This is a genomic window from Deinococcus sp. YIM 77859 (assembly GCF_000745175.1).
Taxonomy (GTDB): Bacteria; Deinococcota; Deinococci; order Deinococcales; family Deinococcaceae; genus Deinococcus.
The window spans coordinates 2347896-2370662 of the sequence record NZ_JQNI01000002.1 but is presented as its reverse complement, the minus strand read 5'-3'; the positions used below and the strand labels follow the sequence as shown (position 1 = coordinate 2370662).

At 69.4% G+C, this 22767-nt stretch carries 23 protein-coding genes, 1 pseudogene and 2 riboswitches; of the genes and pseudogenes, 11 read left to right on the top strand and 13 right to left on the bottom strand.

The features are described 5' to 3' along the window. Window positions 1–67 precede the first annotated feature (67 nt). The 6 genes and pseudogenes from thiD to thiC all read right to left on the bottom strand — a co-directional run. Window positions 68–847 (bottom strand): bifunctional hydroxymethylpyrimidine kinase/phosphomethylpyrimidine kinase, encoded by a 780-nt coding sequence (gene thiD, locus EI73_RS11695; protein WP_051935510.1) that lies wholly within the window; start codon window positions 845–847, stop codon window positions 68–70. After that, entirely contained in the window at window positions 844–1746 is a 903-nt protein-coding gene (locus EI73_RS11690) for an FAD-binding oxidoreductase (RefSeq protein ID WP_034386873.1), read from the bottom strand. Before EI73_RS11690 ends, thiD begins: the two co-directional genes overlap by 4 nt. Beyond that, the gene (locus EI73_RS11685; protein WP_034386871.1) at window positions 1743–2540 is read right to left on the bottom strand and encodes a thiazole synthase; all 798 of its coding nucleotides are present in this window, start codon (window positions 2538–2540) and stop codon (window positions 1743–1745) included. The genes EI73_RS11690 and EI73_RS11685 overlap by 4 nt, the downstream gene beginning before the upstream one ends. A 2-nt stretch (window positions 2541–2542) precedes the next feature. Further along, window positions 2543–2737, bottom strand: a complete 195-nt coding sequence (gene thiS / locus EI73_RS11680) for a sulfur carrier protein ThiS (protein ID WP_051935509.1) — start codon at window positions 2735–2737, stop codon at window positions 2543–2545. Continuing rightward, on the bottom strand, window positions 2721–3371 hold the full coding sequence (gene thiE, locus EI73_RS11675) for a thiamine phosphate synthase (RefSeq protein WP_081909022.1): 651 nt from the start codon (window positions 3369–3371) through the stop codon (window positions 2721–2723). Before thiE ends, thiS begins: the two co-directional genes overlap by 17 nt. A gap of 173 nt (window positions 3372–3544) precedes the next feature. Beyond that, window positions 3545–5302, bottom strand: a pseudogene (gene thiC, locus EI73_RS11670) (phosphomethylpyrimidine synthase ThiC); the annotation flags it as partial. Window positions 5303–5439: 137 nt separating this feature from the next. Beyond that, window positions 5440–5553, bottom strand: a riboswitch (TPP riboswitch). A 130-nt stretch (window positions 5554–5683) separates the two neighbouring features. Here thiC and EI73_RS11665 point away from each other — a divergent pair. Beyond that, a complete protein-coding gene (locus EI73_RS11665) occupies window positions 5684–6067 on the top strand; it encodes a 4'-phosphopantetheinyl transferase superfamily protein (protein WP_034386868.1) in 384 nt (127 codons plus the stop codon). Window positions 6068–6078: 11 nt separating this feature from the next. Here the strand turns inward: EI73_RS11665 and EI73_RS11660 are convergent, their stop codons facing one another. Both EI73_RS11660 and EI73_RS11655 read right to left on the bottom strand, forming a co-directional pair. Continuing rightward, a complete protein-coding gene (locus tag EI73_RS11660; protein WP_051935508.1) occupies window positions 6079–6534 on the bottom strand; it encodes an NUDIX domain-containing protein in 456 nt (151 codons plus the stop codon). Further along, window positions 6531–7757: an MFS transporter gene (locus EI73_RS11655; RefSeq protein WP_081909020.1), complete on the bottom strand. Its 1227-nt coding sequence runs from the start codon at window positions 7755–7757 to the stop codon at window positions 6531–6533. The genes EI73_RS11660 and EI73_RS11655 overlap by 4 nt, the downstream gene beginning before the upstream one ends. Before the next feature lie 76 nt (window positions 7758–7833). Continuing rightward, window positions 7834–7934, top strand: a riboswitch (TPP riboswitch). 52 nt (window positions 7935–7986) lie between these two features. Here EI73_RS11655 and EI73_RS11650 point away from each other — a divergent pair. Both EI73_RS11650 and EI73_RS11645 read left to right on the top strand, forming a co-directional pair. Continuing rightward, complete coding sequence (locus EI73_RS11650) at window positions 7987–9018, top strand: thiamine ABC transporter substrate-binding protein (protein WP_034386866.1); 1032 nt, start codon at window positions 7987–7989, stop codon at window positions 9016–9018. Window positions 9019–9027: 9 nt separating this feature from the next. Next, on the top strand, window positions 9028–10569 hold the full coding sequence (locus EI73_RS11645; RefSeq protein WP_034386865.1) for an iron ABC transporter permease: 1542 nt from the start codon (window positions 9028–9030) through the stop codon (window positions 10567–10569). Here EI73_RS11645 and EI73_RS11640 read toward each other — a convergent pair. After that, a complete protein-coding gene (locus EI73_RS11640) occupies window positions 10562–11140 on the bottom strand; it encodes a hypothetical protein (RefSeq protein WP_156103529.1) in 579 nt (192 codons plus the stop codon). The genes EI73_RS11645 and EI73_RS11640 overlap by 8 nt on opposite strands. A 60-nt stretch (window positions 11141–11200) precedes the next feature. Between EI73_RS11640 and EI73_RS11635 the strand changes: the two genes are divergently transcribed. Genes EI73_RS11635 through EI73_RS11620 form a run of 4 tightly spaced genes read left to right on the top strand, consistent with a single transcriptional unit; the run spans window position 11201 to window position 13393 of the window. After that, on the top strand, window positions 11201–11458 hold the full coding sequence (locus tag EI73_RS11635; protein WP_034386862.1) for an AbrB/MazE/SpoVT family DNA-binding domain-containing protein: 258 nt from the start codon (window positions 11201–11203) through the stop codon (window positions 11456–11458). Beyond that, the gene (locus EI73_RS11630) at window positions 11455–11787 is read left to right on the top strand and encodes a type II toxin-antitoxin system PemK/MazF family toxin (RefSeq protein ID WP_034386860.1); all 333 of its coding nucleotides are present in this window, start codon (window positions 11455–11457) and stop codon (window positions 11785–11787) included. Before EI73_RS11635 ends, EI73_RS11630 begins: the two co-directional genes overlap by 4 nt. Further along, window positions 11784–12758 (top strand): ABC transporter ATP-binding protein, encoded by a 975-nt coding sequence (locus tag EI73_RS11625; protein WP_034386859.1) that lies wholly within the window; start codon window positions 11784–11786, stop codon window positions 12756–12758. Before EI73_RS11630 ends, EI73_RS11625 begins: the two co-directional genes overlap by 4 nt. Continuing rightward, window positions 12755–13393: a thiamine diphosphokinase gene (locus EI73_RS11620; RefSeq protein WP_034386857.1), complete on the top strand. Its 639-nt coding sequence runs from the start codon at window positions 12755–12757 to the stop codon at window positions 13391–13393. The genes EI73_RS11625 and EI73_RS11620 overlap by 4 nt, the downstream gene beginning before the upstream one ends. 5 nt (window positions 13394–13398) lie before the next feature. On the opposite strand, the gene EI73_RS11615 is transcribed toward EI73_RS11620, so the two are convergent. Then, window positions 13399–14805, bottom strand: coding sequence for a hypothetical protein (locus tag EI73_RS11615; protein WP_034386856.1), 1407 nt, complete (start codon window positions 14803–14805; stop codon window positions 13399–13401). A gap of 173 nt (window positions 14806–14978) precedes the next feature. Here EI73_RS11615 and EI73_RS11610 point away from each other — a divergent pair, with 173 nt between their 5' ends. The 3 genes from EI73_RS11610 to EI73_RS11600 all read left to right on the top strand — a co-directional run bounded on the left by EI73_RS11610 (window position 14979) and on the right by EI73_RS11600 (window position 17540). Beyond that, complete coding sequence (locus EI73_RS11610) at window positions 14979–15656, top strand: hypothetical protein (protein ID WP_034388200.1); 678 nt, start codon at window positions 14979–14981, stop codon at window positions 15654–15656. Between the two features lie 118 nt (window positions 15657–15774). Next, window positions 15775–17115 (top strand): glutamate-1-semialdehyde 2,1-aminomutase, encoded by a 1341-nt coding sequence (gene hemL / locus EI73_RS11605; protein WP_034386854.1) that lies wholly within the window; start codon window positions 15775–15777, stop codon window positions 17113–17115. Next, the gene (locus EI73_RS11600; protein WP_034386853.1) at window positions 17112–17540 is read left to right on the top strand and encodes a CoA-binding protein; all 429 of its coding nucleotides are present in this window, start codon (window positions 17112–17114) and stop codon (window positions 17538–17540) included. The genes hemL and EI73_RS11600 overlap by 4 nt, the downstream gene beginning before the upstream one ends. A 57-nt stretch (window positions 17541–17597) precedes the next feature. On the opposite strand, the gene glp is transcribed toward EI73_RS11600, so the two are convergent. After that, window positions 17598–18797: a gephyrin-like molybdotransferase Glp gene (glp, locus tag EI73_RS11595; RefSeq protein ID WP_034386851.1), complete on the bottom strand. Its 1200-nt coding sequence runs from the start codon at window positions 18795–18797 to the stop codon at window positions 17598–17600. Window positions 18798–18931: 134 nt separating this feature from the next. Here glp and EI73_RS11590 point away from each other — a divergent pair, with 134 nt between their 5' ends. Then, a complete protein-coding gene (locus EI73_RS11590; RefSeq protein ID WP_034386850.1) occupies window positions 18932–19411 on the top strand; it encodes a peptidylprolyl isomerase in 480 nt (159 codons plus the stop codon). A gap of 69 nt (window positions 19412–19480) precedes the next feature. On the opposite strand, the gene EI73_RS11585 is transcribed toward EI73_RS11590, so the two are convergent. Beyond that, window positions 19481–20272: a xanthine dehydrogenase family protein subunit M gene (locus tag EI73_RS11585; protein WP_034386848.1), complete on the bottom strand. Its 792-nt coding sequence runs from the start codon at window positions 20270–20272 to the stop codon at window positions 19481–19483. A 60-nt stretch (window positions 20273–20332) separates the two neighbouring features. Further along, window positions 20333–22723: a xanthine dehydrogenase family protein molybdopterin-binding subunit gene (locus EI73_RS11580; RefSeq protein WP_034386847.1), complete on the bottom strand. Its 2391-nt coding sequence runs from the start codon at window positions 22721–22723 to the stop codon at window positions 20333–20335. Between the last annotated feature and the right edge of the window lie 44 nt (window positions 22724–22767).

Below are 22767 nucleotides of genomic sequence, written 5' to 3'. Positions count from 1 at the left end.
GAACACTCTACCTAACGCTCGTTAGGTCCAGTGTACAAGGCGGCCCGGACCAGGGCTACCGGCACCGTCACAAAGGCGAACCGGGCAGCTCCTCGGGAAACATCCAGCCCGCCCGCGCGTGGCCCAAGGGACCGTGACCCGCGCCCAGGCCCGGTGCGGCACGCAGGGCCGCTTGCACGTAGGCGTGAGCTGCGCGAACTGCCTGCGGCAGGCTATGGCCGCGCGCGAGCTGGGCGGTGATCGCCGCCGAAAGGGTGCAGCCCGTGCCGTGGGTGTGGCGGGTGTGCTGGCGGGGAGCGTGCAGGTGCAGGCGCAAGCCGGGGAGCCGCAACTCGTCGGTGACGAGTTCTCCTTCCCCGTGGCCTCCCTTGAGAAGCAGGGGCAGCTGCGGGGGCAGGTCCGGGCCGAAGAGCGCCGCCGCCTCCGGGAGGTTGGGCGTGATCAGGGTGGCGAGGGGAAACAACGCCTCGCGCAGGACATGCACGGCCTCCGGTTCCAGCAGGGGGTCTCCGCCCTTGGCGAGCAGCACTGGGTCAACCACCAGGGGGAGCTCGCGCCCGCGCAGCGCCCGCGCCACCGCCCGCACGATGGCCGCGTTGCCCAGCGCCCCCGTTTTGACAGCGGCCACCGGGAAATCCGTGAGGACCGCCTCGATCTGCGCGGTGACCAACTCGGGTGCAAGCGGCTGAACGGCCTGCACGCCCCGGGTGTTCTGTGCCGTCACCACGGTGAGGGCCGAGGTGCCGAAGACGCCGTGGGCCTCAAAGGTTTTCAGATCGGCCTGAATGCCCGCTCCGCCCCCGGAGTCGGACCCGGCGATGGTCAGGGCCACCGGAAGTGAACTCACAGCGCCTCCTGCACGAACGTGAGCACGCGCTGGGCAGCCTGGGGCGCGAGCAGCACTCCGTGCCGACCGTGCCCGCTGGCCACCCACACGCGCCGCAGCACCGGATGGGGTCCGACGAGGGGCCTGCCGTCCGGCGTCACCGGGCGCAGACCTACCAGCGTGGCGAGGCGCGGCTCTTCTGCCGCCTCCGGGACCAGGGCGCGGGCGACCGTTCGCAGCCAGCGCCGAGCGTGGAGATCGGGAATGGGTGAGGCCGAGGCGCGGGCTGTGGCCCCCACGTATAGCCCGTCGGGGCGCCCCAGGGCGTAGCCGTGAGGCCCCTCGCCGCGCCGCCGAAAGCCTACCCGCGCCGGGTGGTCGCGCGGCCCCCCCAACAACAGGGCCTGGCCCTGTACGGACCGCACGGGCACCCCGAACGCGGCGCTCCAGACCCCCGCAGCAAGCACCACCAGCGAAGCCACCCGCTCCCCCCGGTCGGTGTGGACCCGCACGCTCTTCCCCCGCGGCTGGAGGGCAAGCACCCGCGCAGGCATGAGCCGAAGCTGGCTGCGGGCAGCCCGCACCACGCTGGGAGGATGCACCTGGCCCTCGGCCGCTGCCCATACGGGGGCCTGTCCTTCTCGCAGATGCCACACCCCCGCCCGAAAGCCCACCGGCTGGCCACTGCGCGCTTCTAGGCGGGAGGCGAGCTCGGGCCAACAGCGCAGGCTCTCCTGAGCCTGGGCATCCAGGTCAGTGCCCTGTAACCGCTCTCCCGCCGGGGTCAGCAGGCCCGCGCCCGCTCGCCAGGCGGCTCCCGGCAACCCCGCGTCCAGCACCTCAACCGGGCAGCCCGCCTCCTGCAACGTCCAGGCCACCAGCGAGCCTATGATCCCAGCGCCCACCACGAGGACGGTCATACAGGCTGCTCCGGGTCAGGGAGGCGCGGCACGCCCACCGGAGGACTGCTGGGGTGAGCGTGATCGCGCTTGGGCATTCGGCCCGCCCGCCAGGCCAGGCGGCCTGCCTGCACGCCCAGCGCAAAAGCGCGGGCCATCGCCACCGGGTCGCGGGCTTCGGCAATCGCCGTATTCACCAGCACCGCGTCGGCTCCCGCCTCCAACGCCTGGGCGGCGTCGCTGGGCACCCCCAGGCCCGCATCCACCACGATGGGCACGCTCGCCCCGTCGAGCACCGTGCGCAGCAGCTCCGCCGTGCGCAGGCCGCGCCCCGTTCCGATGGGGCTGGCAAGGGGCATCACGGCGGCGCACCCGGCCTGTTCCAACGCGCGGGCCAAGACCGCGTCCGGCTGGACGTAGGGAAGGACCGTAAAGCCTTCCTCCACCAACTGTTCGGCCGCCCGCAGCGTTCCAACGGGGTCGGGAAGCAGCCAGCGGGGATCGGGAATCACCTCCAGCTTCACCCAGTTCACGCCCGTAGCGGCGCGGGCCAGCCGGGCCACCCGCACGGCTTCCTCGGCGGTGCGGCACCCCGCCGTGTTGGGCAGCAGCTGGTAGCGGCTGAGGTCGAGGGCATCCAAAAGGCCCGCGTGGCCGGGCGCCTTGAGCTCGACGCGGCGAATCGCCACCGTCACGATCTGTGCCCCGCTTGCCTCCAGCGCGTCCCGCATGACGGCAAAGTCCGGGAATTTGCCGGTGCCCAGCATCAGCCGCGAGGTGAAGGGCTGGCCGCCGATGGTCAGGGGACCGTGCATGCTTAGCCTCCTCCGATGACGCGCACAATCTCAATGACGTCTTGCTCGCTGAGCGGGCGATCCGGCACCCGCGCTCCGGGGTAGAAGTCGTCGTTCACCGCGACGGCCACCCGTTCGAGTGGAATGCCCAGCTCGCGGAGCAGGGCGTGCAGGGTGAGGCCTGCGCGGTAGGGATACAGCTCACCGTTCACCTGCATCAAAGACCTCCTGGGAGAGGCGGGCAAGCAGCGCGGCGGCGGCCTGCGCGGGATCGGGCGCGTCCAGCACCGCCCGCACCACCGCAAGGCGGGTGGCTCCCGCAGCCAGCACGTCGTCCACGGTGGACCGGTCGATGCCGCCGATCGCGTACCAGGGCACGGCGGGCGCAAGGGCCGCCACCTCCCGCACGTAGGCGAGCCCTGCGGCGGGGCGGCCCGGTTTGGTGGGCGTGGCGTGAACCGGTCCAGCGGCGATGTAGGCCGGTTCCTCGGCCAGGGCCTGCAGGGCCTGTTCCCGGCGGTGGGTGCTTAGGCCCACCAGCAGGCGGGGCGCGAGGCGGCGGGCCCACACCGGGGGAAGGTCCGCCTGCCCCAGGTGAACGCCGTCCGCGCCGCTCGCGAGCGCCACATCCACCCGGTCATTGACGAAGAGGGGGACTCCCCGCGCGTGGGCGAGGTCGCGCAGCCGCTCGGCGAGACGGATCAGGGGCCGGGCCTCCCCCTCCTTGACCCGCAGCTGCAGGGTGTCTACTCCGCCGTCGAGGGCCGCTGCCACCCGAGCGACGAACTCGGCTTCGGCTTGACCGGGGCGGGGCGTCGCGACCAGATAGAGCCGTCCCAGGCGCCGGGTCACGGCCTGTCCTCCCGGGCGCTCATCCCAACCTGCTCTGATTCCAGAACGTCCTGCAAAGACACCGCGTGTTCTTCCGCGAGTCGGTACGTTCTTCTCGGGTTCGGCTGCGACTCACCTGCAGTTGATGTCAGGTAGAGTTCGCTCCCCGCCTCGCGGAACTCGCGCGCCTTGTCCTCCAGCCCGGCGAGGACGTCCCCGGCCCGCAGCTCGTGGCTGAGCTTCATGGAGCAGAACTGGGGGCCGCACATGGAGCAGAAGTGGGCGGTTTTGGCCGCCTGGGCGGGCAGGGTCTCGTCATGCAGGGCGCGGGCCTTTTCGGGATCGAGCGAGAGGTTGAATTGATCCTCCCAGCGGAACTCGAAGCGGGCCTGGCTGAGGGCGTTGTCGCGGGCCTGGGCGCCGGGATAGCCCTTGGCAAGGTCAGCCGCATGGGCGGCGATGCGGTAGGCCAGGACGCCGTCACGCACGTCCTCCCGATTCGGCAGGCCCAGGTGTTCTTTGGGGGTCACGTAGCACAGCAGCGCGGTGCCGTACCAGGCGATCTGCGCGGCGCCGATCGCCGAGGTGATGTGGTCGTAGCCGGGCGCGATGTCGGTGGTGAGCGGCCCCAAGGTATAGAAGGGGGCCTCCTGACAAACCGCCAGTTGGCGGGTCATGTTCTCGCGGAGGCGCTGCATGGGCACATGCCCCGGCCCCTCGATCATGGTCTGTACGCCGTGCTCCCAGGCCACGCGCGTGAGCTCGCCCAGCGTCTCCAGCTCGGCAAACTGCGCGGCGTCGTTGGCGTCCTCGATGGAGCCGGGACGCAGGCCGTCACCCAGGCTCAAGGTGACGTCGTAGGCTGCCAGAATCTCACAGAGTTCTGCGAAGTGGGTGTAGAGAAAATTCTCGTGGTGATGGGCCAGGCACCAGCGAGCGAGGATAGAGCCCCCTCGCGAGACGATGCCGGTGCGCCGCCGGGCGGTCAGCGGGATGTGCGCGAGGCGGACCCCCGCGTGTACGGTGACGTAGTCCACCCCCTGCTCGGCCTGCTCGATCAGGGTATCGCGGTACACCTCCCAGGTGAGTTCCTCGGGCGCGCCCCCCACCCTTTCGAGCGCCTGGTAGATGGGGACGGTGCCCACCGGTACCGGGCTATTGCGCACAATCCATTCTCGCGTCTGGTGGATGTGCCGCCCGGTGGAGAGGTCCATCACCGTGTCGGCCCCCCAGCGAGCAGCCCACACGAGCTTTTCAACCTCCTCCTCGATGGAGCTGCTGACGACGGAGGTGCCGATATTGGCGTTGACCTTAACCCGAAAGTGACGCCCGATGACGGTGGGTTCGAGTTCGGGATGGTTGACGTTGGCGGGAATCACCGCTCGGCCCCGCGCCACCTCCGCCCGCACCCATTCGGGGGTGATCTCGCGCGGGATGCTCGCGCCGAACGCCTCGCCGGGATGCTCGTGCCGCAGCTCAAAGCCGTCAAGCTGGCGCAGGTTCTCCCGCAGGGCCACAAACTCCATCTCCGGCGTGATCTCGCCGCGCCGGGCGGCCTGAAGCTGGGTGATCGCCGCGCCGCTGCGGGCTCGGCGGGGACGCGGCGGCTGCGGAAAAGGCAACGGCCCAGCCTCGTCGAGTGGAGCCAGCAGGCGCTGCGGAGCCGCCGTCAGCCGGGAATCGCTGGCCAGCCAGGGCCGAGCATGGGGCAGCCCCCGGCGCAGGTCAATGTGAACGAGGGGATCAGTGTAGGGACCGCTTGTGTCGGGGACAAGCACATCAGGATTGGGCCGCGAGCGGGTGAAGCCGCCCACCTGTTCGAGGGTGGGGGACTGCCGAATGGCCCGCACGGGCACTCGCACCTGCGGATACAGGGTGCCCGTGAGGTACCGTTTCTCGCTGCCCGGAAAGGGCGCCGTGCTGACAACAGATTCGCGGGAATAGGCCGACATCCAAACCTCCGAGAAGGGCGAGGGGCCTCCGGGCCAAGGCGGGCGGCCCGAAGCAACAAACGCTTCAGCGGTTCAGCGGCTTTACGGCAACATCAAACCCCCCTCCTGCAACGTCGGAGGGGGGCCACACGTTCTGTGTTCAGCACCCGTCACGCTCCCTCCGCCGGTGTTACCCGGATCAGGTTCCTAGGGTTGGGCCGAACGGCCCTCTCAGCCCCCGCCTGGGCGGGTGGGCACCCCTGGTGACTGCCTGAAGTGTGCCACCAGGCCAGCCGGGGGTCAAGGGCCGCCCCACGAGCAGACCGAGGACAAGGCGGGGCTGGCCCGGACCTCGTCTCCCGAAACGGCCCCCGCCCCGGCCCACGGTCTACGATCCCTGCCATGATCGTCGCGATCGGACACGACCTGATAGAGATCGAGCGCATCCGGGGCCTGCTCGCGCGGGAGGGACGGCGGGCGGAGAAGCTCTTTGCGCCGACCGAGCTGGCGTACTGCGCCCGGCTCGCCGACCCCGCCCCCAGCCTTGCGGCCCGCTTCGCCGCCAAGGAGGCCTTTCAAAAGGTTTGGCCGCGTCCGCACGGCTGGCGTGACGTGTGGGTGGAGCGCGAGCGCACGCCGGATGGCCCCTTTCCCTTTGCCCCCCCGGTGCTGGGGTTTGCACCCGAGATCGCCGCCGAGTTGGAGGCGCGCGGCTGGGTGGCGCACCTCACGTTGACCCACACGAAGGAGCACGCCTCCGCGGTCGTGGTGCTGGAGGCACGCTAGGCCGCCTGTCCTCACCTCGGAGGAAACACCCGCAGCCCGTCTATCCCCTCCAGTTGCTCCGAGAGGCGTGCGCCGTGCAGCAGGTGTGCCTCGAGCACGCCCGGCAACCAGGGCAGCACGTCGGACGGCAGGGCTGCGGGCAAAAACCAGGCGACTTCCGACGCTTCCGGCGTGGGCTGCGGCGTGCCGTCCCAGCGGCCAGCCAGAAACAGGAAGGCTGTTCCCGTCACCCCCGCCAGGTCATAGCGGCTGACGCCCAGAAACCGCAGCTCCGCCGGATTCACCCGCACCCCAACCTCCTCCTCCGCCTCGCGGGCTGCCGCCTCGGCCAGTCCCTCGCCCCGCTCGACGTGACCGCCCGGCAGGCCCCAGAGTCCCGCGCCGTAGGCGGCTCCCGTTCGGCGGCCCAGCAGCACGCGCCCCTCATGGTCCTGCAGCACCAACCACGCGATCAGGTGAGGGATCATGGGTCGGGAAGTTGGCTCGCTCGCCAGCCGGTCAAGAGGGTGAGGGCGGTGACGGCCAGCAGGAAGCCCAGGGGCACCCGCCAACCACCCGTCCAGTCGTGCAGGGCACCAAAGAGAAAGGGGCCGGCCGCGGCCAGCAGGTAGCCGACGCCCTGTGCGAGCGCGGAGAGCTGCGGCACCTGCGCCGGATGGGCGGCCCGCTGCGCGATCAACACAAGGGCCAGCGGAAAGGTGCTCCCGCACCCGGCTCCCAGCAGCAACACCCACAGCAGCGGCCAGCCGGGGGCAAACAGCAGCCCCCAAAGCCCCCCACCGATCAGGGCCGCCGCACCGAGAACCAGCGGAAAGGGGTTCTGCAGCCGCGCGGCCAAAATGGGCACGGCCAGCGTGAAGGGGAGCTGCACGATGTTGCCGGCCGAGAGCAGCAGCCCACTGGCGGCGGCGCTTAGGCCGCGGTCTTGCAGCACGCGTGGCAGCCAGGTCAGCCAGGTAAAAAACACCAGTGACTGAAACCCCATGAAAAGCGTGACCGGGAGAGCATAGGGATTGTGCCACACGGCAGGCCCCTGCGCCGCGCGCGGCGCGTGCGTCTGCCGCCCGAACAGCGCGGGAAGCCAGGCGAGCACGCCCGCTGCGGCCAGCCCCACCCACACGCCGAGAGAAGCCCGCCATGACCCACCCAGCGCGGTTCTTAGGGGCACGGCCAGCCCGGACGCGAGGGCTGCCCCGCTCACGACGGCGAGCGTGTACACACCGGTCATCAGGCCCACCCGTTCGGGAAAGTCGCGCCGCACCAGGCTGGGAAGCAGCACGTTGACGATGGCGATGCCCGCCCCGACCAGCACCGTTCCAAGCAGAATCCACGGCAGGCTGGGCCCCACCCGCAGCAGCGCGCCCAGACCGATCACCGCCGTGCTGAGCAGGATCACCGTCTCCGAACTGCGCCGCCGCGTGAGCAGCGGGGCCAGCGGTGCAAGGACCCCCCAGCACAGCAGCGGAATCGTGGTGAGCAGGCTGACCGTCGCCGCCTTCACGTGAAGCTCGGCCTGGATCTGGCCCAGCAGTGGCCCGAAGCCCGCGATAGAGGGCCGCAGGTTGAGGGCCACCAGCACAATGCCCAGGATCAGCCAGGGCAGCGGCGTGCCCCGGCGGGTGGCGGCAGCCTCCGGTGCCTCCTGCGTTGGGCGGGTCGTTGGTTGGGTCGCGGGTGGTTTGAGCGGCATGATCCTCCTGTTTGGCGCCGTCTGGAGCTTTCCCCATCATGCTCCTCCCGGCCCGCTTGGGCTGCTATCCTGTGAGGTGCGTCACCGGGGGTGCCCTGCACAGCAGCGGGGCTGAGACACACCCCAAAGAACCTGATCCGGGTCATACCGGCGGAGGGAGCGTGATGCGCGGGCCCCGAACGGGTGACCCGTGAACGCTTCCCCTTCGTGACGCGAGGGGGATGTTTTGATGCGAAACACTGCCGTGCTGCTCGGCCTGCTGGTCGCAGGAATGGCCCAGGCCCAAACCACCCTGACGGTCATCACCCACGATTCTTTTGACCTCGACAAGAGGCTGATCGCCCGGTTCGAGCAGGCCAACAACGCCCGCGTGCGCCTCGTGAAGGGAGGAGACGCCGGCGAACTCCTCAACCGCCTGATTCTGACGCGCCGCGCGCCCATCGCGGATGTGGTGTACGGGCTAGACAACACGCTGCTGCCCCGTGCCAGGGCCGCCGGGATCCTCGAGCCCTACAAGTCTCCGGCACTGGCGCGGGTACCCGCAGCCTACCGCCTCGACGAAGCCGGTCTGCTGAACACCGTGGACGCGGGTTTTGTGGCGCTCAACTACGACCGTGCCTGGTTTCAGAAGGCGGGGCTGGCGCTGCCCCGGAGCCTGGATGACCTGAAAAAGCCCCAGTACGCGCGCCTGACGGTGGTCTCCTCCCCGGCGACGAGCAGCCCCGGGCTGGCCTTTTTGCTCGCGACCGTGAACCACTACGGCGAGGCGGGTGCCTGGGCCTGGTGGCGCGAGGCTCGCGCGAATGGCCTCAAGGTGGTGCGCGGCTGGTCCGACGCCTACGAAAAGGAATTCAGCCGCAACGGCGGCCGGTATCCCATCGTGCTGAGCTACGCGAGCAGCCCCGCCGCCGAGGTGTACTACGCCGACAGCTACGACCCCCAAAAGCTCCCCGCGCAGGCCCCGACGGGCAACCTCTTCCTGCCGGGCAGCACCTTCTTGCAGCTGGAAGGCGTGGGCATCCTCAAGGGGGCCAAACAACCCGCTCTCGCCCGCAAGTTTGTGGACTTCATGCTGAGTGCCCCTGTACAGGCCGACATCCCAACCCGGATGTGGGTGTACCCCGCTGTGAGCGGCACGCCCCTTGACCCCGTGTTCCGCTTTGCGGAGAAACCCGCCGTGCCCCCGGTCAAGGCGAGCGTGATGGCCAACCCGCAGCGCCTTGTCGACGCCTGGGTGACGAACGTCCTGCGGGCGCGGTAGGCCGCCGGCGTGTTGGCCTGGCGCGGTTGGCTGCTCGCCCTCCCCTCCCTCCTTTTCCTGCTGCTGCTCCTCGCCCTCCCCCTGGGGCGGACCCTGGTCGAGGGCGGCGTGAACCTGGGGGTGTGGCGTGACCCCTACTTTCTCGGGCGCCTCGGCTGGACGCTCGTTCAGGCAAGCCTTTCTGCCCTGATCGCTCTGGGCGTGGGTGCGCCCCTCGCCTACCTGCTGTCGCGTTTCGCCGTTCCCGGCAAGGGCCTGCTCCTGCAGGTGCTGCTGCTCCCCTTCGTGACCCCTACGCTTGTCGCGGTGCTGGGCATCACGGCCCTGTTGGGGCCGCAGGGCTGGCTGACGGCACCGCTGGGCCTCGACCTCGGCGGCACCCCCGCCCTCCTGATCCTCGGTAACCTCTTTTTCAACCTGCCGGTGATGGTGCGCCTCGCCTACGGCGGGTTTTCGCGTGTGCCGCCTGCCCTGTTGGGCGCGGCGCGGACGCTAGGGGCCTCGGGGCTACGCGCGGCCCTCACGGTGGCGTTGCCCCTCGCACTGCCGGGCCTTACAGCGGGCTTTGTCCTGGTCTTTCTGTACTCGGCCCTCAGCTTTGGGCTGCCGCTGGCGCTCGGCGGGGAACGGTACGCGACCCTGGAGGTGGAGATCTACACCCTCACCGCCTACCAGCTCCGGCTGAGCGAGGCGAGCGCCCTGATCGCCGGGCAACTGCTGCTCACGCTGGCCGCAACCTGGACCTACGTGCGTCTGCGGCAAGGAGGAACCGGTGTTCCCACAGCGAACCTTCCCCGACCTCGGGGCGGGGCGGCCGCGCTGCTGTGGACGCTGATCGCCGCCGTGCTGCTCATCTGCTTCGGGCCGCTTGTCGCGGTGATCGTGCGCGGACTGCTCGGCTCCGGCGGGCCGACGCTGAGCTACTGGCAGGGCGTCTTGCGCGACCCCGACACGCCGCTCCTGCTGTGGAATACGGTGCGTTTCGGGGTACTGGCGCTGGGGGGCGCGGTGCTGCTGGGAAGCCTTCACGCGCTGGGTGCCTGGCTCGCCCGGTCGCGAACCCTCGACCTGCTCTCGCTGCTGCCGCTGATGGTGTCACCGGTGAGCCTGGCGGTCGGATACCTGCTCGCCTATCCGGCCCTCTCGGCCACGCTGCCCCTGCTGATCGCGGCCTATACGCTGCTGGGCTTTCCACTCGTCACGCGCAGTGTGCTGCCCGCCCTGCGCGCTCTGCCGCCCCACCTGCTGGAAGCCGCCCGCAGCCTGGGTGCGGGTTCCTGGGCCGCCCACCGCACAGTCACGCTGCCCCTCACCTTTCCGGCGCTGCGGGGGGGCGCGGCCCTAGCCCTCGCCACCGTGCTGGGCGAGTTCGGCGCGACGCTGGTGCTGACGCGGCCCGAGTGGGCCACCCTCAGCGTCGGCCTGTACGAGCGCCTAGGCCGTCCCGGCGAGCGCAACCTGGGAGAGGCCTGCGCGCTGGCCACCGCGCTCCTGCTCCTCGCTGGCCTGAGTTTTACGCTGCTGGACGGGGGGGAGGGGGAGGTCACCTGACCCGTTTGAGCGTCAGGCCCACATTGCCCTGGAAATCGAAGCTGAGGCGGCCCTCGCAGCGCCCCACCAGACCCTGGAAGAGCAGCGTGCCCCGCTCGTCCAGACGGAGACTTCCGGCTAAACCTTTTTCGGCCCCACAGTCAGGGGGGAAGAGGGACCAGAGGTTCACCCGCTGCACGTCCGCCTTCCAGTGGCGGTCCAGGCGGGTACGGACAACCTCTCCGCTCCGAAGACGGAAGTCGATGAAGGTGAGTCCCTCGCGGTCCGGGCTCGCCCCCGTCAGCCGCCCGGCGGGCTGGGCGAGGACGCGGCCGTCACCGCGCGAAAGTACATACGTCACCTCGTCCTCCCCCGCGAAGCCTTCCACCAGCAGGACGTTTCCAAGAACCTGCACCTCGTTCCGGCTGGCTTTGAGAGGGGTTCGCCACAACACCCGTGCCCCCTGCCGCGCTTCCACACCGCGTTCGAAACTCGCGCGGTAGGTGATGGGAGCCGCCGCGCCACCGGCCCGCGCAAGACCGGCGAGCAACGGGACAAGGAGCGGAAGGCCTCTCAGGGACGGCATCGGCATGGACCCAGCCTAACCCCCTCACGGGGAGAATGTCATACACTGTCAGACGGGAGGCGCGAGATGCGTGTGAAACTCAGCAAGCACGGCAACAGCTTGGGCTTCGTGGTGCCCGCCAGCGTGGTGCGGGAAGAGGGGCTGGAGGCGGGGCAGGAGTATGAACTGGAGGTGGCGGAGGGCGGTGAGTTCCGCCTGATTCCTGCCCGGCGGCGCAGGAGCCGGTACACCGTGGAAGAGCTGCTGGCTGGTATGCCAGAGGAACCGCTGCGCTACGAGGACATTCCCGAATACGTTCCGGTGGGCCGGGAGCTGGACTGGTGAGTGCGCCGGAACGCGGGCAACTGGTCTGGACGGACTTTGACCCACGACGGGGAGACGAGCAGGGTGGTCGTCGGCCAGCCCTCGTCATCAGCAGCAGCGCCTACAACCGCGTGACCGGCCTGATGGTCTGCCTGCCCGTGACCAGCCGGGCGAAGGGATACCTCACGGAATTGCCCCTGCCGGGTGGACTGAAGACGCGGGGCGTCATTCTCACCTCACACGTTTACACCCTGGACTGGCAAGCGTGGGGCGTGGACATCATCGAGCCTGTCCCCGGAGACGTGCTGGAGGAAGCCGTCGACCGCCTGATGGGCCTGGTGAGCGAGTGACCACACCCGCCCTTGCCGTCCACCACCTCGCCAAACGCTTCGGGCCGACCGTCGCGGTGGACGACGTGTCCCTTACCGTCGGCGCAGGCGAAACCGTCGCCCTCCTCGGGCCGAGCGGCTGCGGCAAAAGCACCGTGCTGCGCTGTGTTGCGGGGCTAGAACGGCCCGATGCGGGCCGCGTGTGCATCGGCGGCCGGGACGTGACGGCCCTGCCTCCGGAGGCGCGGCAGGTCGGCCTGGTCTTTCAGGAGTACGCGCTCTTCCCGCATCTCAGCGTGCTGGGCAACGTCGCCTACGGCCCCCGCATGCGCGGCGCGGCGCGAGCGAAGGCGGAGGACCGAGCGCGCGAGGCGCTGGAGCTGGTCGGTCTGGACGCCCTGGCTGGACGCCGCACCACCGAACTCTCGGGCGGGCAGGCGCAACGGGTGGCGCTGGCGCGGGCGATCGCGACCGGATCGCCGCTGCTTCTGCTGGACGAGCCGCTCAGCAACCTGGATGAGCCGCTGCGGGCCCGGCTGCGGGCGGACCTGCGCGCCCTCTTTGCACACCTGCACGCTGGGGTACTGCTTGTCACGCACGACCAGCGGGAGGCGCTGGCCTTGGCCTCGCGCGTGGCGGTGATGCGCGCCGGACGGCTGGTGCAGGTCGGGCCCGCCGAGGAGGTCTTCGCTCGGCCCGCAACCGCCTGGGTCGCCGCCTTTCTGGGACACGCCAACATTCTGCCGGGGCCAAGCGGCCTGGCCCACCTGGTGCCCGAGGATGCCGTGCGGCTGGGCGAGGGCGAGGTTTTTCCCGTCACGGCGCGGCAGATGACCGACACCGGAACGGACGTGACGGTCCAGCATCCCCTGGGTCCCCTGCGGCTGCACCTCAGTCCCCGGGAAGCCGCCGCACTCTGTGGCGACGGGTTGCGCCTCACCCTGGACCCCACCCGCGTGCTCGCGCTGCCCGACGACCGGGAGCGGCCATGATCGCCTGGATCCTGGTGGGTGGACGTCTGGTGCTCACACCGGCGCTCCGGGCCCTCCCCTGCCCCGATCTGGTCCTGGCGGCAGACAGCGGCGGACGGCATGCCGCCGCGCTGGGTGTGCGGGTGGACGCCTGGGTGGGCGACTTCGATTCCTCGGAGGGACTCCAGTTGGACGCCCCCCGTGAGGTGTACCCCAGGGCCAAAGACGAGACGGACGCCGAGCTTGCCGTGCGGCTCGCGCGGGAGCGGGGAGCCAGCGAGCTGGTCTTCCTGGGGGCCTTTGGCGGGCGCTTTGACCACACGGCGGCGCTGGCCCTGGGCGGCCTGCGGCTGGCGCGGGAGGGCTTGCGGGTCATCCTGCACAGCGGCGACGAGAGCGGTCACCCGCTGCTGCCGGGCGCCCCCGTGCACCTTGACCTCCCGCCCGGCACCCTCCTCAGCGTCTTGGCCCTCAGCGACCTGCGCGGGCTGACGCTCGAGGGAACCCGCTGGCCTCTCCGGCAGGCGGCGGTACCCTTGGGCAGCGGCTGGACCGTGAGTAACGAGGCAGAAGGCGGAACGGTCCAGGCCACGCTGGAAGACGGCCTCGCGCTGGTGACGGCGCTGCACCGGCCCACCCATCCCCCGCCACCCTGAGTGCCTCAGCGGTGGAGCGGCTGGGCAGCCGGGCAAGCGGCCACGCCGGACCGGGTCTTACGGGTATAGGCGCAGCCGTAGTTGGGGTCGGCGAGGGTGCTCGGCGTCAAGACATCATCTCCGCCCGGTTTCACCCCGGTCTTCTCCCACTTGACGAGGTCATCAAAGGCCTCGATCACCTCGGCTCCGTCAAACTCGCAGTGTCCGGCGGCGCGGATGGCCCGCTGAACGAGTCGGTCCCCGTTGCCATTCGCCTGGGCCGCAAGGCGGTAGAGCTGCTGGTGGCGGAAGGGCACATAGAAGTCCCCCAGGGTGTGCAGGGTGAGCACCGGCACGCTGAACCGGCCGTCCACGGGTGGAATCCAGCGCAGGCCGCCGGGACGCGGAGCATTGGCGTTCGGGTCCGCCTCCACGCGCACCATGGCCTCGTTGAAGGCCACTTCGGCGGGTGTGGGGGTAGGGCCGTCGGTCCAGCGGTACATCCGGCCGATGTTGCCGTAGAAATTCTTGTTCAGGATGCCGTTTACGGTTCCGTCTGAGCCGCCCGTACTGAGCACGGCGTTTTGCCAGACGCCGGTGCGAAAGCCCAGCTCAAAAACCGGGCGGTCCCCACCGGTGAGGCGGCGGGCGATCTCGCGCAGCTTTGCGCCCTGCCCGGCGTTCTCCTGCCAGATGGGGCCCGAGGTGTCGGTAAAGAGCGCCGCCTTGATGTCGGGGAGCAGGGCCGGGTAGGTCTGCTGCGGGTAGGTCCGGGCTCCCAGCCCAGCCAGCTGCGCGGCAGCAAGCGTGTAGTCACCCAGCCACTGGAACTCGTACGCCTCGTCCATCACGCCGCAAAGGGGCAGGGACGCCGCATAGCGGACCCTGTGGCGCGCCGTCTGCAGGGTCTCCTGCTCCACGGCGGCGCCCGCGATGTGACCTCCCATCGAAACGCCCATGATGAGGTACTTGCTCGGCTGGCCATACCTGCCACCCGTCAGTTCGGCAAAGGCGAGGGCCAGGGCGTTGGTGTCTTCTATGCCCGCCTGTACGTCGTAGTAGTTGGCGGAGTAGCTGCTCGCAGCCCAGGCGTACCCCTGGGCAATGAGGTACGCGCGAATCGCGGGGGGATCGGCCGTGAGCTGTTCACCGGTACCGCGGTACCCGTGCGCGTACATCACCAGGGTGCCGTTCCAGTTATCGGGCACCTCGATGAGATAACTCGCTGGCCCGCGCAGGCCCCCATAGGTGCCCTTGTAGAGGGTGGCGCCCGCCAGGGCCGCCGTTGTGGGCTCCACAGGCCTAAAGGTGCGCTCGTCTTGCGGGCGCGGCTCGGAAACGGGCGCGGTGAGCTGACCGCAGCCGGCCAACCCCAGGCCGCAGGCCAGCGCGGTGAGGGCACGAGCGGAAGCACGAAAGGGCGTACCGGTCATCAGGCCTCCAGGAAAGGGCGAGTGTGGTCCACGGAGGGCCACGCGGACAAAAACTTTCAGCGGCGATGCAGCAAGAGAATATCCGTATTTAAGGGGGGCCGGTGACCCCTGTCAACCTGGGGGTTGGGGAGGCCGCGGGAACTCTGCCCTTGCTCCCCCCGTACCCTGAAGGCATGAGACGACCTGGAGTAGGCTGCGGCTGTCTGGGGTGCGGGGGCGGCACCCTGCTGGTCCTGGTGGTGCTGGGAGCCCTGGCCTGGTTTGTGGTGATCCAGCCCGCGCGCACCTTTTTGGAATCGTGGCGCCCCCCCGCGCAGACACCATCCCAGACGAGCAGCGGAACGGGAATCCAGGTTCCCAACCTGCCCGGGCGCGACGGGGCGGCGCCCCCTGCTGCCACCGGGGATGTGGACGCGCCGCTCACCCGAGCCGATGTGCAGCGCTTCGTGCGGGTACGCCGGGACATTCGGGAGGCGCTGGGCGGCAGCTTCACCAGCCTGCAGCAGGTCTGGACCGAGATCCAAAACGGACAAACGCCCAATATCTTGACGGTCGTGCGGGTGCTTGGTGACGCGGGCAGCGCCATCGGCCGCGCCCGGCAGGCCCAGACCGCCGCCCTGGCCCGCGAGGGCCTTAGCCTGGAACGCTACGCCACGCTTCGCCACACCGTGAACCGTGCCCTGGGCGTGCCCAACGTGGACTTTGCTCAGGCGGCCCAGGCCCTGCAACAGGGGCGCCTCCCCGACCTGAACACCACGGTCCAGACCGCTACTCCGGAAGAACGTGCGCTTGTCGCCCCCTACCGGGCCGAGCTGACCCAGACGGCAGCGTTGGGGCTCCTGGGGTTATAAGGGGCGCAATGGAGCCGCAGGGAATATCCTCCTCCCTGTTGTTCCTCTGCCTGCCGAGCTTTCCAACTGTTGCCTCCCTTCCCGCCTCCCCTCATCCGCCTGCCGTAAGGTAAGCGGCATGACGGCAGACATTCTTCCTTCCACCGCGCAATCGGAGGCACTGTTCGCCCGAGCTCGGGCCGTGACCCCCGGCGGCGTGAATAGCCCCGTGCGCGCCTTTAGGAGTGTGGGGGGAACTCCGCGCTTTATTCGGGAAGCCCACGGCGCCTACCTGACCGACGCCGATGGCTCCCGCCTGGTTGACTACATCGGCTCCTGGGGTCCGATGATCCTGGGCCATAACCATCCGGCGGTGCGGGAGGCCGTCGCGGCAGCGCTCGCACGCGGTACCTCCTTCGGAGCTCCCAGCGAGGGCGAGGTGCGTCTGGCCGAGACGGTCACCCGGCTGACCGGAGTGGAGCGCGTGCGCTTTGTGAGCAGCGGGACCGAGGCCACCATGAGCGCGCTGCGGCTGGCGCGGGGCTTTACTGGCCGCAAGCTCATCGTGAAGTTCCGCGGCAACTACCACGGCCACGCAGACGGCCTGCTTGTCGAAGCGGGCAGCGGGTTACTCACGAACGCAAAGGAGACCCTGGGCCGGTCTGCCCCCAGCAGCGCGGGCGTGCCCGAGGAGTACGCTCGCCTGACCCTGGTGAGCGAGTACAACGATGCGGCGGCTCTGGACACCCTCCTGCAGGAGCGCGGCCAGGAGATCGCGGCGGTGATCTTTGAGCCGGTGGTGGGCAATGCGGGCGTGCTGATCCCCACCCCAGCATTTCTGGCCGCCCTGCAGCGCGTCCGCGCGTGCGGCGCCCTCCTGATCGCCGACGAGGTGATGACCGGCTTCCGCCTCAGCCTGCGCGGGGCGACGGGCCTGCTGGGCCTAACGCCCGACCTGATCTGCTGGGGCAAGATCATCGGCGGCGGCCTGCCGGTCGGTGCGTACGGCGGGCGGGCAGACGTGATGGATTTCGTCTCACCCCAGGGGCCGGTGTACCAGGCGGGGACGCTGAGCGGGAATCCCTTGGCGATGGCTGCGGGCCTCGCCACGCTGGAGGTGCTGGAGGGTGACCCCGGCCTCTACGACCGGCTGGAGGCGTACACCACGCAGCTCGCCCAGGGCCTTAGGGCGGCGGCACAGGCGGCCGGTATCCCCCTCAGCGTGAACCACATCGGCTCGATGCTGACGGCTTTCCATCAAGATGCCCCGAACGGCAGCGTTCGCACCTACGCGGACGCCGTCCGCAGCGATACCGCCGCTTTTGCAGCCTGGTTCCAGCACATGCTCGCGCGGGGCGTCTACTGGGCCCCCTCGCAGTTCGAGAGCATCTTTGTGAGCGCAGCCCATACCGACAGCGAACTCAACGCCACGCTCGACGCGGCCCGTGCGGCCTACACCGCGCTGGGGAGGAACCCATGACCCTGCTGCAACACACCCCGGAGATCATCCGGGTTCTGACCGGGAGCAAAGTGGTGGCCGTCGTGGGATTTCACCCTGACCCCATGAAACCCGCCCACTACGTGCCGGAGTACCTGCACCGCCAGGGCTACACCATCATTCCGGTCAATCCTGCTCTTGCCGCCCGTGGCCAGAGCTTTTTCGGGCACCGGGCCGTGTCCACCCTCGCCGAGATCGGCACACCGGTGGATGTGGTGGAGGTCTTTCGCCGCAGCGACCGGGTGCGCGACCATCTCGCGGACATCCTGAACATGAACCCCCTCCCCAAGGTCGTCTGGTTGCAACTCGGAATCCGCGACGACGCCACCGCGCGAACGCTCACCGAGCACGGCATCGACGTCATTCAGGACCGCTGTATGCTCGCCGACCACCGGGCGCTGCTCTAAAGCCCAGCGGTTAGCCCCGCCACGCTCGGGGCCAAGCCTGGCGCGGGTCGCCGGGAGCTAGGCCAGCAGCAGCACCTCCACCTCTTCCCCCGCCTGCACCCCGCTCCCCTCCGGGACGATCACCAGCGCCTCGGCCTCGCTGAGGGAACGCAGCACCCCGCTGCCCTGCTGACCGTAGTCGTACACCCGCCCCTCCCGCAGCCGAGCCCGCCAAAAGGCGGTTTTGTCGTGCAGGCCCCGAAAAGGGGTAGCAGCGCGCAGGCGGAGGGTGCTCACGGGCTGACCGGTGAGCACGGGACGAACGATCACCTGAAACACCACCAGGCTGCTGACCGGATTGCCCGGCAGACCAAACACCGCAAGCCCCTTCCAGCCGCCCAGCAGGGCGGGGCCACCGGGGCGCATCCGCACCTTCCAAAAGGCGACGCGGCCGTGTTCGATAAGCAGGTCACGGATAAAGTCGTATCGGCCCATACTGACGCCACCACTCGTCAGCAGCACGTCCGCCCCCCCCGCCGCCGTGATGGCCTCCTCAAGGGCTGCCGGGCTGTCGGGCACGTGGCCCAGCGACAGCACCTCGCAGCCGCATTCTTCCAGCATGGCTTGGAGGCCGTAGCGGTTACTGTCGTACACCTGTCCGGGCCGCAGGGGCTGCCCCGGCAGGACCACCTCGTCCCCGGTCGAGAGCAGGGCCACCCGCAGGCGGCGGCGAACGGGCAGCTCGGCGTGACCGAGGGCGGCGGCGAGCGCCACGCGGGCGGGCGTGAGGCGCTGACCCGCCCGCAGCACCATCTCTCCCGCGCGAAAATCACTGCCCTCGTGCCGCACGTCGTCGGGGCTGGCCGGACGAACGAGCAGAACGTGGTCGGGGCCCTCCTCGCGCAGCTGCTCCACGGGGCAGATCGCGTCTGCGCCGGGGGGAAGCGGCGCGCCCGTGTAGATGCGCACGCACTCGCCGGGCCCAACCGTACCGGAAAAGGAGGCTCCAGCACGGCTTTCCCCCACGACGCGCAGGCGGATGGGCGCGGCGGGCGTCGCCGTCAGGGTATCGGCGGCGCGGGCCGCGATGCCGTCCAGGGCGCTTTCGGTCGCGCTGGGGTGGCTCACGCGCGCGGCGAGGTCGGCGGCGAGCGTTCGCCCGCGGCCCTCGGCCAGCGGCACGGTTTCGGTCGTGGGCGCAGGCAGCAGCGCGGCCAGCATCTCGCGCGCCTCCTGAACACTGACATGCATGGGGAAGTCGGGGCGGGGAGCGGTCATGGGGGCAGCATACGGGCAACCCAGCAACGGTTAAGTGTTCTGCTCGCGGCCCTATTCGGCAGAAGGCGGGGCGAGGGGGTAGACTCCTAGGGCAAGTCCGAGACGCCCGCATGCCTCACCGAACGGAGAACACCATGAACATCACGCAGGACAAGGTTGTCGAGATCGATTACGTGCTTAAGGTGGACGGCGAGGTGGTGGACCGCAGCGAGCCGGGTGAGCCGCTGGTGTACCTCCACGGGCACAACAACATCATTCCCGGTCTGGAACGCGCCCTAGAGGGCAAAAAGGCCGGAGACAGCCTGCATGTCACCGTCCAGCCAGAAGAAGGCTACGGCGAACGCGACGAAGACAACGTCGACGAACTTGACCGCGCTGACTTTGACGACGAGGTAGAGGTCGGCGCGACCTACTACGCCCAGGCCGAGGACGGCAGCGTTCTGCCCTTCACGGTGGTCGGCATCGAGGGGGACCGGGTGCAGGTGGACTTTAATCCTCCCCTCGCCGGACAGGTCCTGAACTTCGACGTGACGGTACGTCATGTCCGCGACGCCACGCCCGAGGAGTTGGAGCACGGACACGCCCACCTGCCGGGGATGCACGAGCACGAGTGACAGGGAAAAGAGAAAGGAGGCCACCCTATCCGGAAGTGGCCCCCTTTCTCGTTGGGGCCTGCGGGCTTCCTACACCCGCGCCGCCGCCCGCGCCGCGAGCACGTCCACCAGATGCGCGCGGTACTCCGGGCTGGCGAAGCGGTCACCAAGCAGCTGGGCGGCTTCGACCAGACCCGTTCCGGCGGGCTGGCCGCCGTTGAGGCGTGCTTCCAGACGGGTTAAGCGCTCGGCCTTTTCCCCCGCTCCGGTGTAGGCCGCGCGAATCTGTCCGTCCAGATGGCGGACGACCGCCACACCCACAATCGCGTAGTGGCTCGCCGGGTGCTTGAATTTCTCGTAGGCGCTCGCCCGCACCCGGGCGGGCACACGAAGATGCGTGAGCAGCTCACCGGGACCCACCGCGCTCTCGAACATGCCCAGGAACATTTCGTCCGCGGGAACTGCGCGCTCACCCTGTGGGCCACGAATCACGAACTCGACGCCCAGCGCCAGGGCCGCCGCCGGGTAGTCGGCGCTGGGATCAGCGTGAGCAAGCGAGCCCCCGATGGTGCCCCGGTTGCGGACCATCGGGTCACCGACCTCATGGGCGACTTCGGGAAACAGCGGAAGCTCGGAGCGCAACACCTCGGCGTGGGTGGTCATCGCGCCCACCACAAACACGTCCCCCTCACGCCGGATGCCTTTCAGCTCCTCGATCCCCCAGATGTCCAGCAGGGCGGGGGGCTGCGCCAGCCGCAGCTTCATGGCGGGCAGGAGCGAGTGTCCACCGGCGAGGATCTTGAGGTCCGGATTGGCCGCCATCAAGGCGAGCGCCTCGTCGACGGTGGCCGCCTTCTGATAGTCGAACTGGGCTGGGTACATGGTTTTCCTCCCCGGTCTCGGCGGTGGACGGCCTCACTGCCCACCGCCGAGCTCCTCTTTTCAATCGTCTGCCGCCTGCCCTAGCCCTCCACGGGCTTCACGAATGGCGCGCCAGACCTTCTCGCTGGTGTAGGGCATATCGAGGTGCCGAAGCCCGCACTCGTGCCACAGGGCGTCCATAACGGCATTCGCCACGGCGGCGGTGCTCGCGATGGTTCCCGCTTCGCCGATCCCCTTCACGCCGAGAGGATTATGCGGACTGGGGGTCACCGTGTGATCGGTGTGGAACAAGGGTAGGTCGTCCGCGCGGGGCACGGCATATTCCATAAAGGTTCCGGCGAGCAGGTTGCCGTCCTCGTCGTAGGCGGCGTCCTCCCAAAGCGCCTGTCCGGCACCCTGCGCAATGCCGCCGTGAACCTGGCCCTCGGCGATCAAGGGATTAATCAGGGGGCCGCAGTCGTCCACGCAGCCGTACGCCCGCAGACTGACCTTGCCCGTCTCGGTGTCGATCTCCACCACGGCGATGTGGGTGCCAAAGGGATAGACGAAGTTCTTGGGATCGTAGAAGGCGGTCGCCTCTAGGCCCGGCTCCATGCCTTCCGGGAGGTTGTGGGCGAGGTGCGCCATCAGAGCGACGTCAAAAAAGGTCTTGTGCTGCGTGGGGGCACCCTTGACACGAAACACGCCGTCCGTGTGCTCGATGTCCTCTTCGGACGCCTCGAGGAGGTGCGCGGCAATTCTTTTCGCCTTGGCCTTGACCTTGCCCAGGGCCAGCTTGAGGGCACTGCCGCCCACCGCCGCGCTGCGCGAGCCGTACGTTCCCCAGCCGTAGGGCATGCGGCCCGTGTCGCCATGAATCAGCTCGATGTCCTCGATAGGAATCTGGAGCTCGTCCGCGGCGATCTGGGCAAAGGCCGTCTCGTGGCCCTGGCCGTGGCTGTGCGACCCGGTGTACAGCTCCACCTTGCCGGTGGGATGCACCCGCACCAGCGAGCTTTCCCACTGCCCCGCCTGCGCGCCCAGTTGCCCGACAAGCGCCGAGGGGGCCAGCCCGCAGGCTTCCAGATAGGAGATCACCCCGATACCCAGAATCCTGCTGCTTCCCTTGCGCCGCTGCTGCTCCTCGCGCAGCTCGCGGTACCTCATCATCTCCAGCGCCTTGTCCAGCGCCGGCTCGTAGTTGCCGGAGTCGTACACCAGCGCGACGGGGGTCTGGTAGGGAAACTCGTCGGGCCCGATAAAGTTGCGGCGGCGAAACTCGGCGGGGTCCAGGCCAAGCTCGTGGGCCATCACGTCCACGGTACGTTCGATCAGGTAGGTGGCCTCCGGGCGACCCGCACCGCGGTAGGCGTCCACCGGAACGGTGTTCGTCACCACGCCGGTCACCCGCGCGTGAATGGCCGGGAATTTGTACACCCCGTTGAGCAGGGTGCCGTACAGGTAGGTGGGCACGGCGGGCGCAAACAGGGTGAGGTAGGCACCGAGGTTGGCGACGGTGTTCACGCGCAGCCCCAACAGCCGGCCCTCAGCGTCAACCGCGAGTTCCGCCTCGGACTCGTGATCGCGGCCCTGCATATCGGACACAAAGCTCTCGGAGCGGCGGGCCGTCCACTTCACGGGCTTCCCGAGCCGCTGTGCGGCAAGCAGCACAATGACCTCTTCCTGGTACTGGAAGATCTTGGAGCCGAAGCCGCCCCCCACGTCGGGGCTGATCACCCGCAGCTTGTGCTCGGGAATGCCCATCACGAAAGCCGCCAGGATCAGGCGGTGAATGTGCGGGTTTTGCGAGGTGGTATAGAGCAGGTATTCGCCGCTGGCCGGGGTGAACTGCGCGAGGGACGCGCGCGGCTCTATCGCGTTGGGCACCAGGCGGTGGTTACGAAGCTGCACCTTCACCGTCTTGTGGGCCTGCCGAAACGCCTCATGGACAGCGGCTTCATCGCCGATCTCCCAGCGAAAAGCCACGTTGCCGGGCACGTCCTCATGAACCTGTGGAGCGCCCGGCGCGAGGGCTGCGCTGCCCAGCGCGACGGCGGGCAGCGGTTCGTAGTCCACGGCGAGCAGGGCCGCTGCGTCCTCCGCCTGGGCCCGCGTTTCGGCAATCACCGCCGCCACGATGTCTCCGACGTGGTTCACTTCGCCCTGTGCGATAGCGTGGTGTGCTGGAACCTTGAGGTCCGGCAGCAGCCAGCCCACCGGGAGCGGCCCTATGCCCGCCGCCCGGAGGTCCTCGCCGGTCAGGACGGCCACCACGCCCGGCATCCCCGTCACACTGCTCGGGTCGATGTTTGTGATTCGCGCGTGTGCATAGGGACTGCGGACCATCGCCGCGTGCAGCATTCCCGGCAGCACGAAGTCGTCGGTGTAGCGCCCGGTTCCCGTGATAAAACGCGGGTCTTCCTTGCGCTTGAGCGCCTGGCCCATGTACTTTTCGGATCTGGATTCCGTCATCGGGTGCCTCCCCTGGGGCGGCTCACCATTCGCTGGCGCGCCGC

Coding starts and splice junctions, on each gene's coding strand:
- EI73_RS11665 (WP_034386868.1), top strand. CDS start 5,684: ATGATCGTCGCGATCGGACACGACCTGATAGAGATCGAGCGCATCCGG.
- EI73_RS11650 (WP_034386866.1), top strand. CDS start 7,987: ATGCGAAACACTGCCGTGCTGCTCGGCCTGCTGGTCGCAGGAATGGCC.
- EI73_RS11635 (WP_034386862.1), top strand. CDS start 11,201: ATGCGTGTGAAACTCAGCAAGCACGGCAACAGCTTGGGCTTCGTGGTG.
- EI73_RS11600 (WP_034386853.1), top strand. CDS start 17,112: ATGACCCTGCTGCAACACACCCCGGAGATCATCCGGGTTCTGACCGGG.
- EI73_RS11615 (WP_034386856.1), bottom strand. CDS start 14,805: ATGACCGGTACGCCCTTTCGTGCTTCCGCTCGTGCCCTCACCGCGCTG.
- EI73_RS11620 (WP_034386857.1), top strand. CDS start 12,755: ATGATCGCCTGGATCCTGGTGGGTGGACGTCTGGTGCTCACACCGGCG.
- EI73_RS11585 (WP_034386848.1), bottom strand. CDS start 20,272: ATGTACCCAGCCCAGTTCGACTATCAGAAGGCGGCCACCGTCGACGAG.
- hemL (WP_034386854.1), top strand. CDS start 15,775: ATGACGGCAGACATTCTTCCTTCCACCGCGCAATCGGAGGCACTGTTC.
- EI73_RS11580 (WP_034386847.1), bottom strand. CDS start 22,723: ATGACGGAATCCAGATCCGAAAAGTACATGGGCCAGGCGCTCAAGCGC.
- EI73_RS11655 (WP_081909020.1), bottom strand. CDS start 7,757: ATGCCGCTCAAACCACCCGCGACCCAACCAACGACCCGCCCAACGCAG.
- thiS (WP_051935509.1), bottom strand. CDS start 2,737: ATGCAGGTGAACGGTGAGCTGTATCCCTACCGCGCAGGCCTCACCCTG.
- EI73_RS11610 (WP_034388200.1), top strand. CDS start 14,979: ATGAGACGACCTGGAGTAGGCTGCGGCTGTCTGGGGTGCGGGGGCGGC.
- EI73_RS11685 (WP_034386871.1), bottom strand. CDS start 2,540: ATGCACGGTCCCCTGACCATCGGCGGCCAGCCCTTCACCTCGCGGCTG.
- EI73_RS11590 (WP_034386850.1), top strand. CDS start 18,932: ATGAACATCACGCAGGACAAGGTTGTCGAGATCGATTACGTGCTTAAG.
- EI73_RS11640 (WP_156103529.1), bottom strand. CDS start 11,140: ATGCCGATGCCGTCCCTGAGAGGCCTTCCGCTCCTTGTCCCGTTGCTC.
- EI73_RS11690 (WP_034386873.1), bottom strand. CDS start 1,746: ATGACCGTCCTCGTGGTGGGCGCTGGGATCATAGGCTCGCTGGTGGCC.
- glp (WP_034386851.1), bottom strand. CDS start 18,797: ATGACCGCTCCCCGCCCCGACTTCCCCATGCATGTCAGTGTTCAGGAG.
- EI73_RS11660 (WP_051935508.1), bottom strand. CDS start 6,534: ATGATCCCTCACCTGATCGCGTGGTTGGTGCTGCAGGACCATGAGGGG.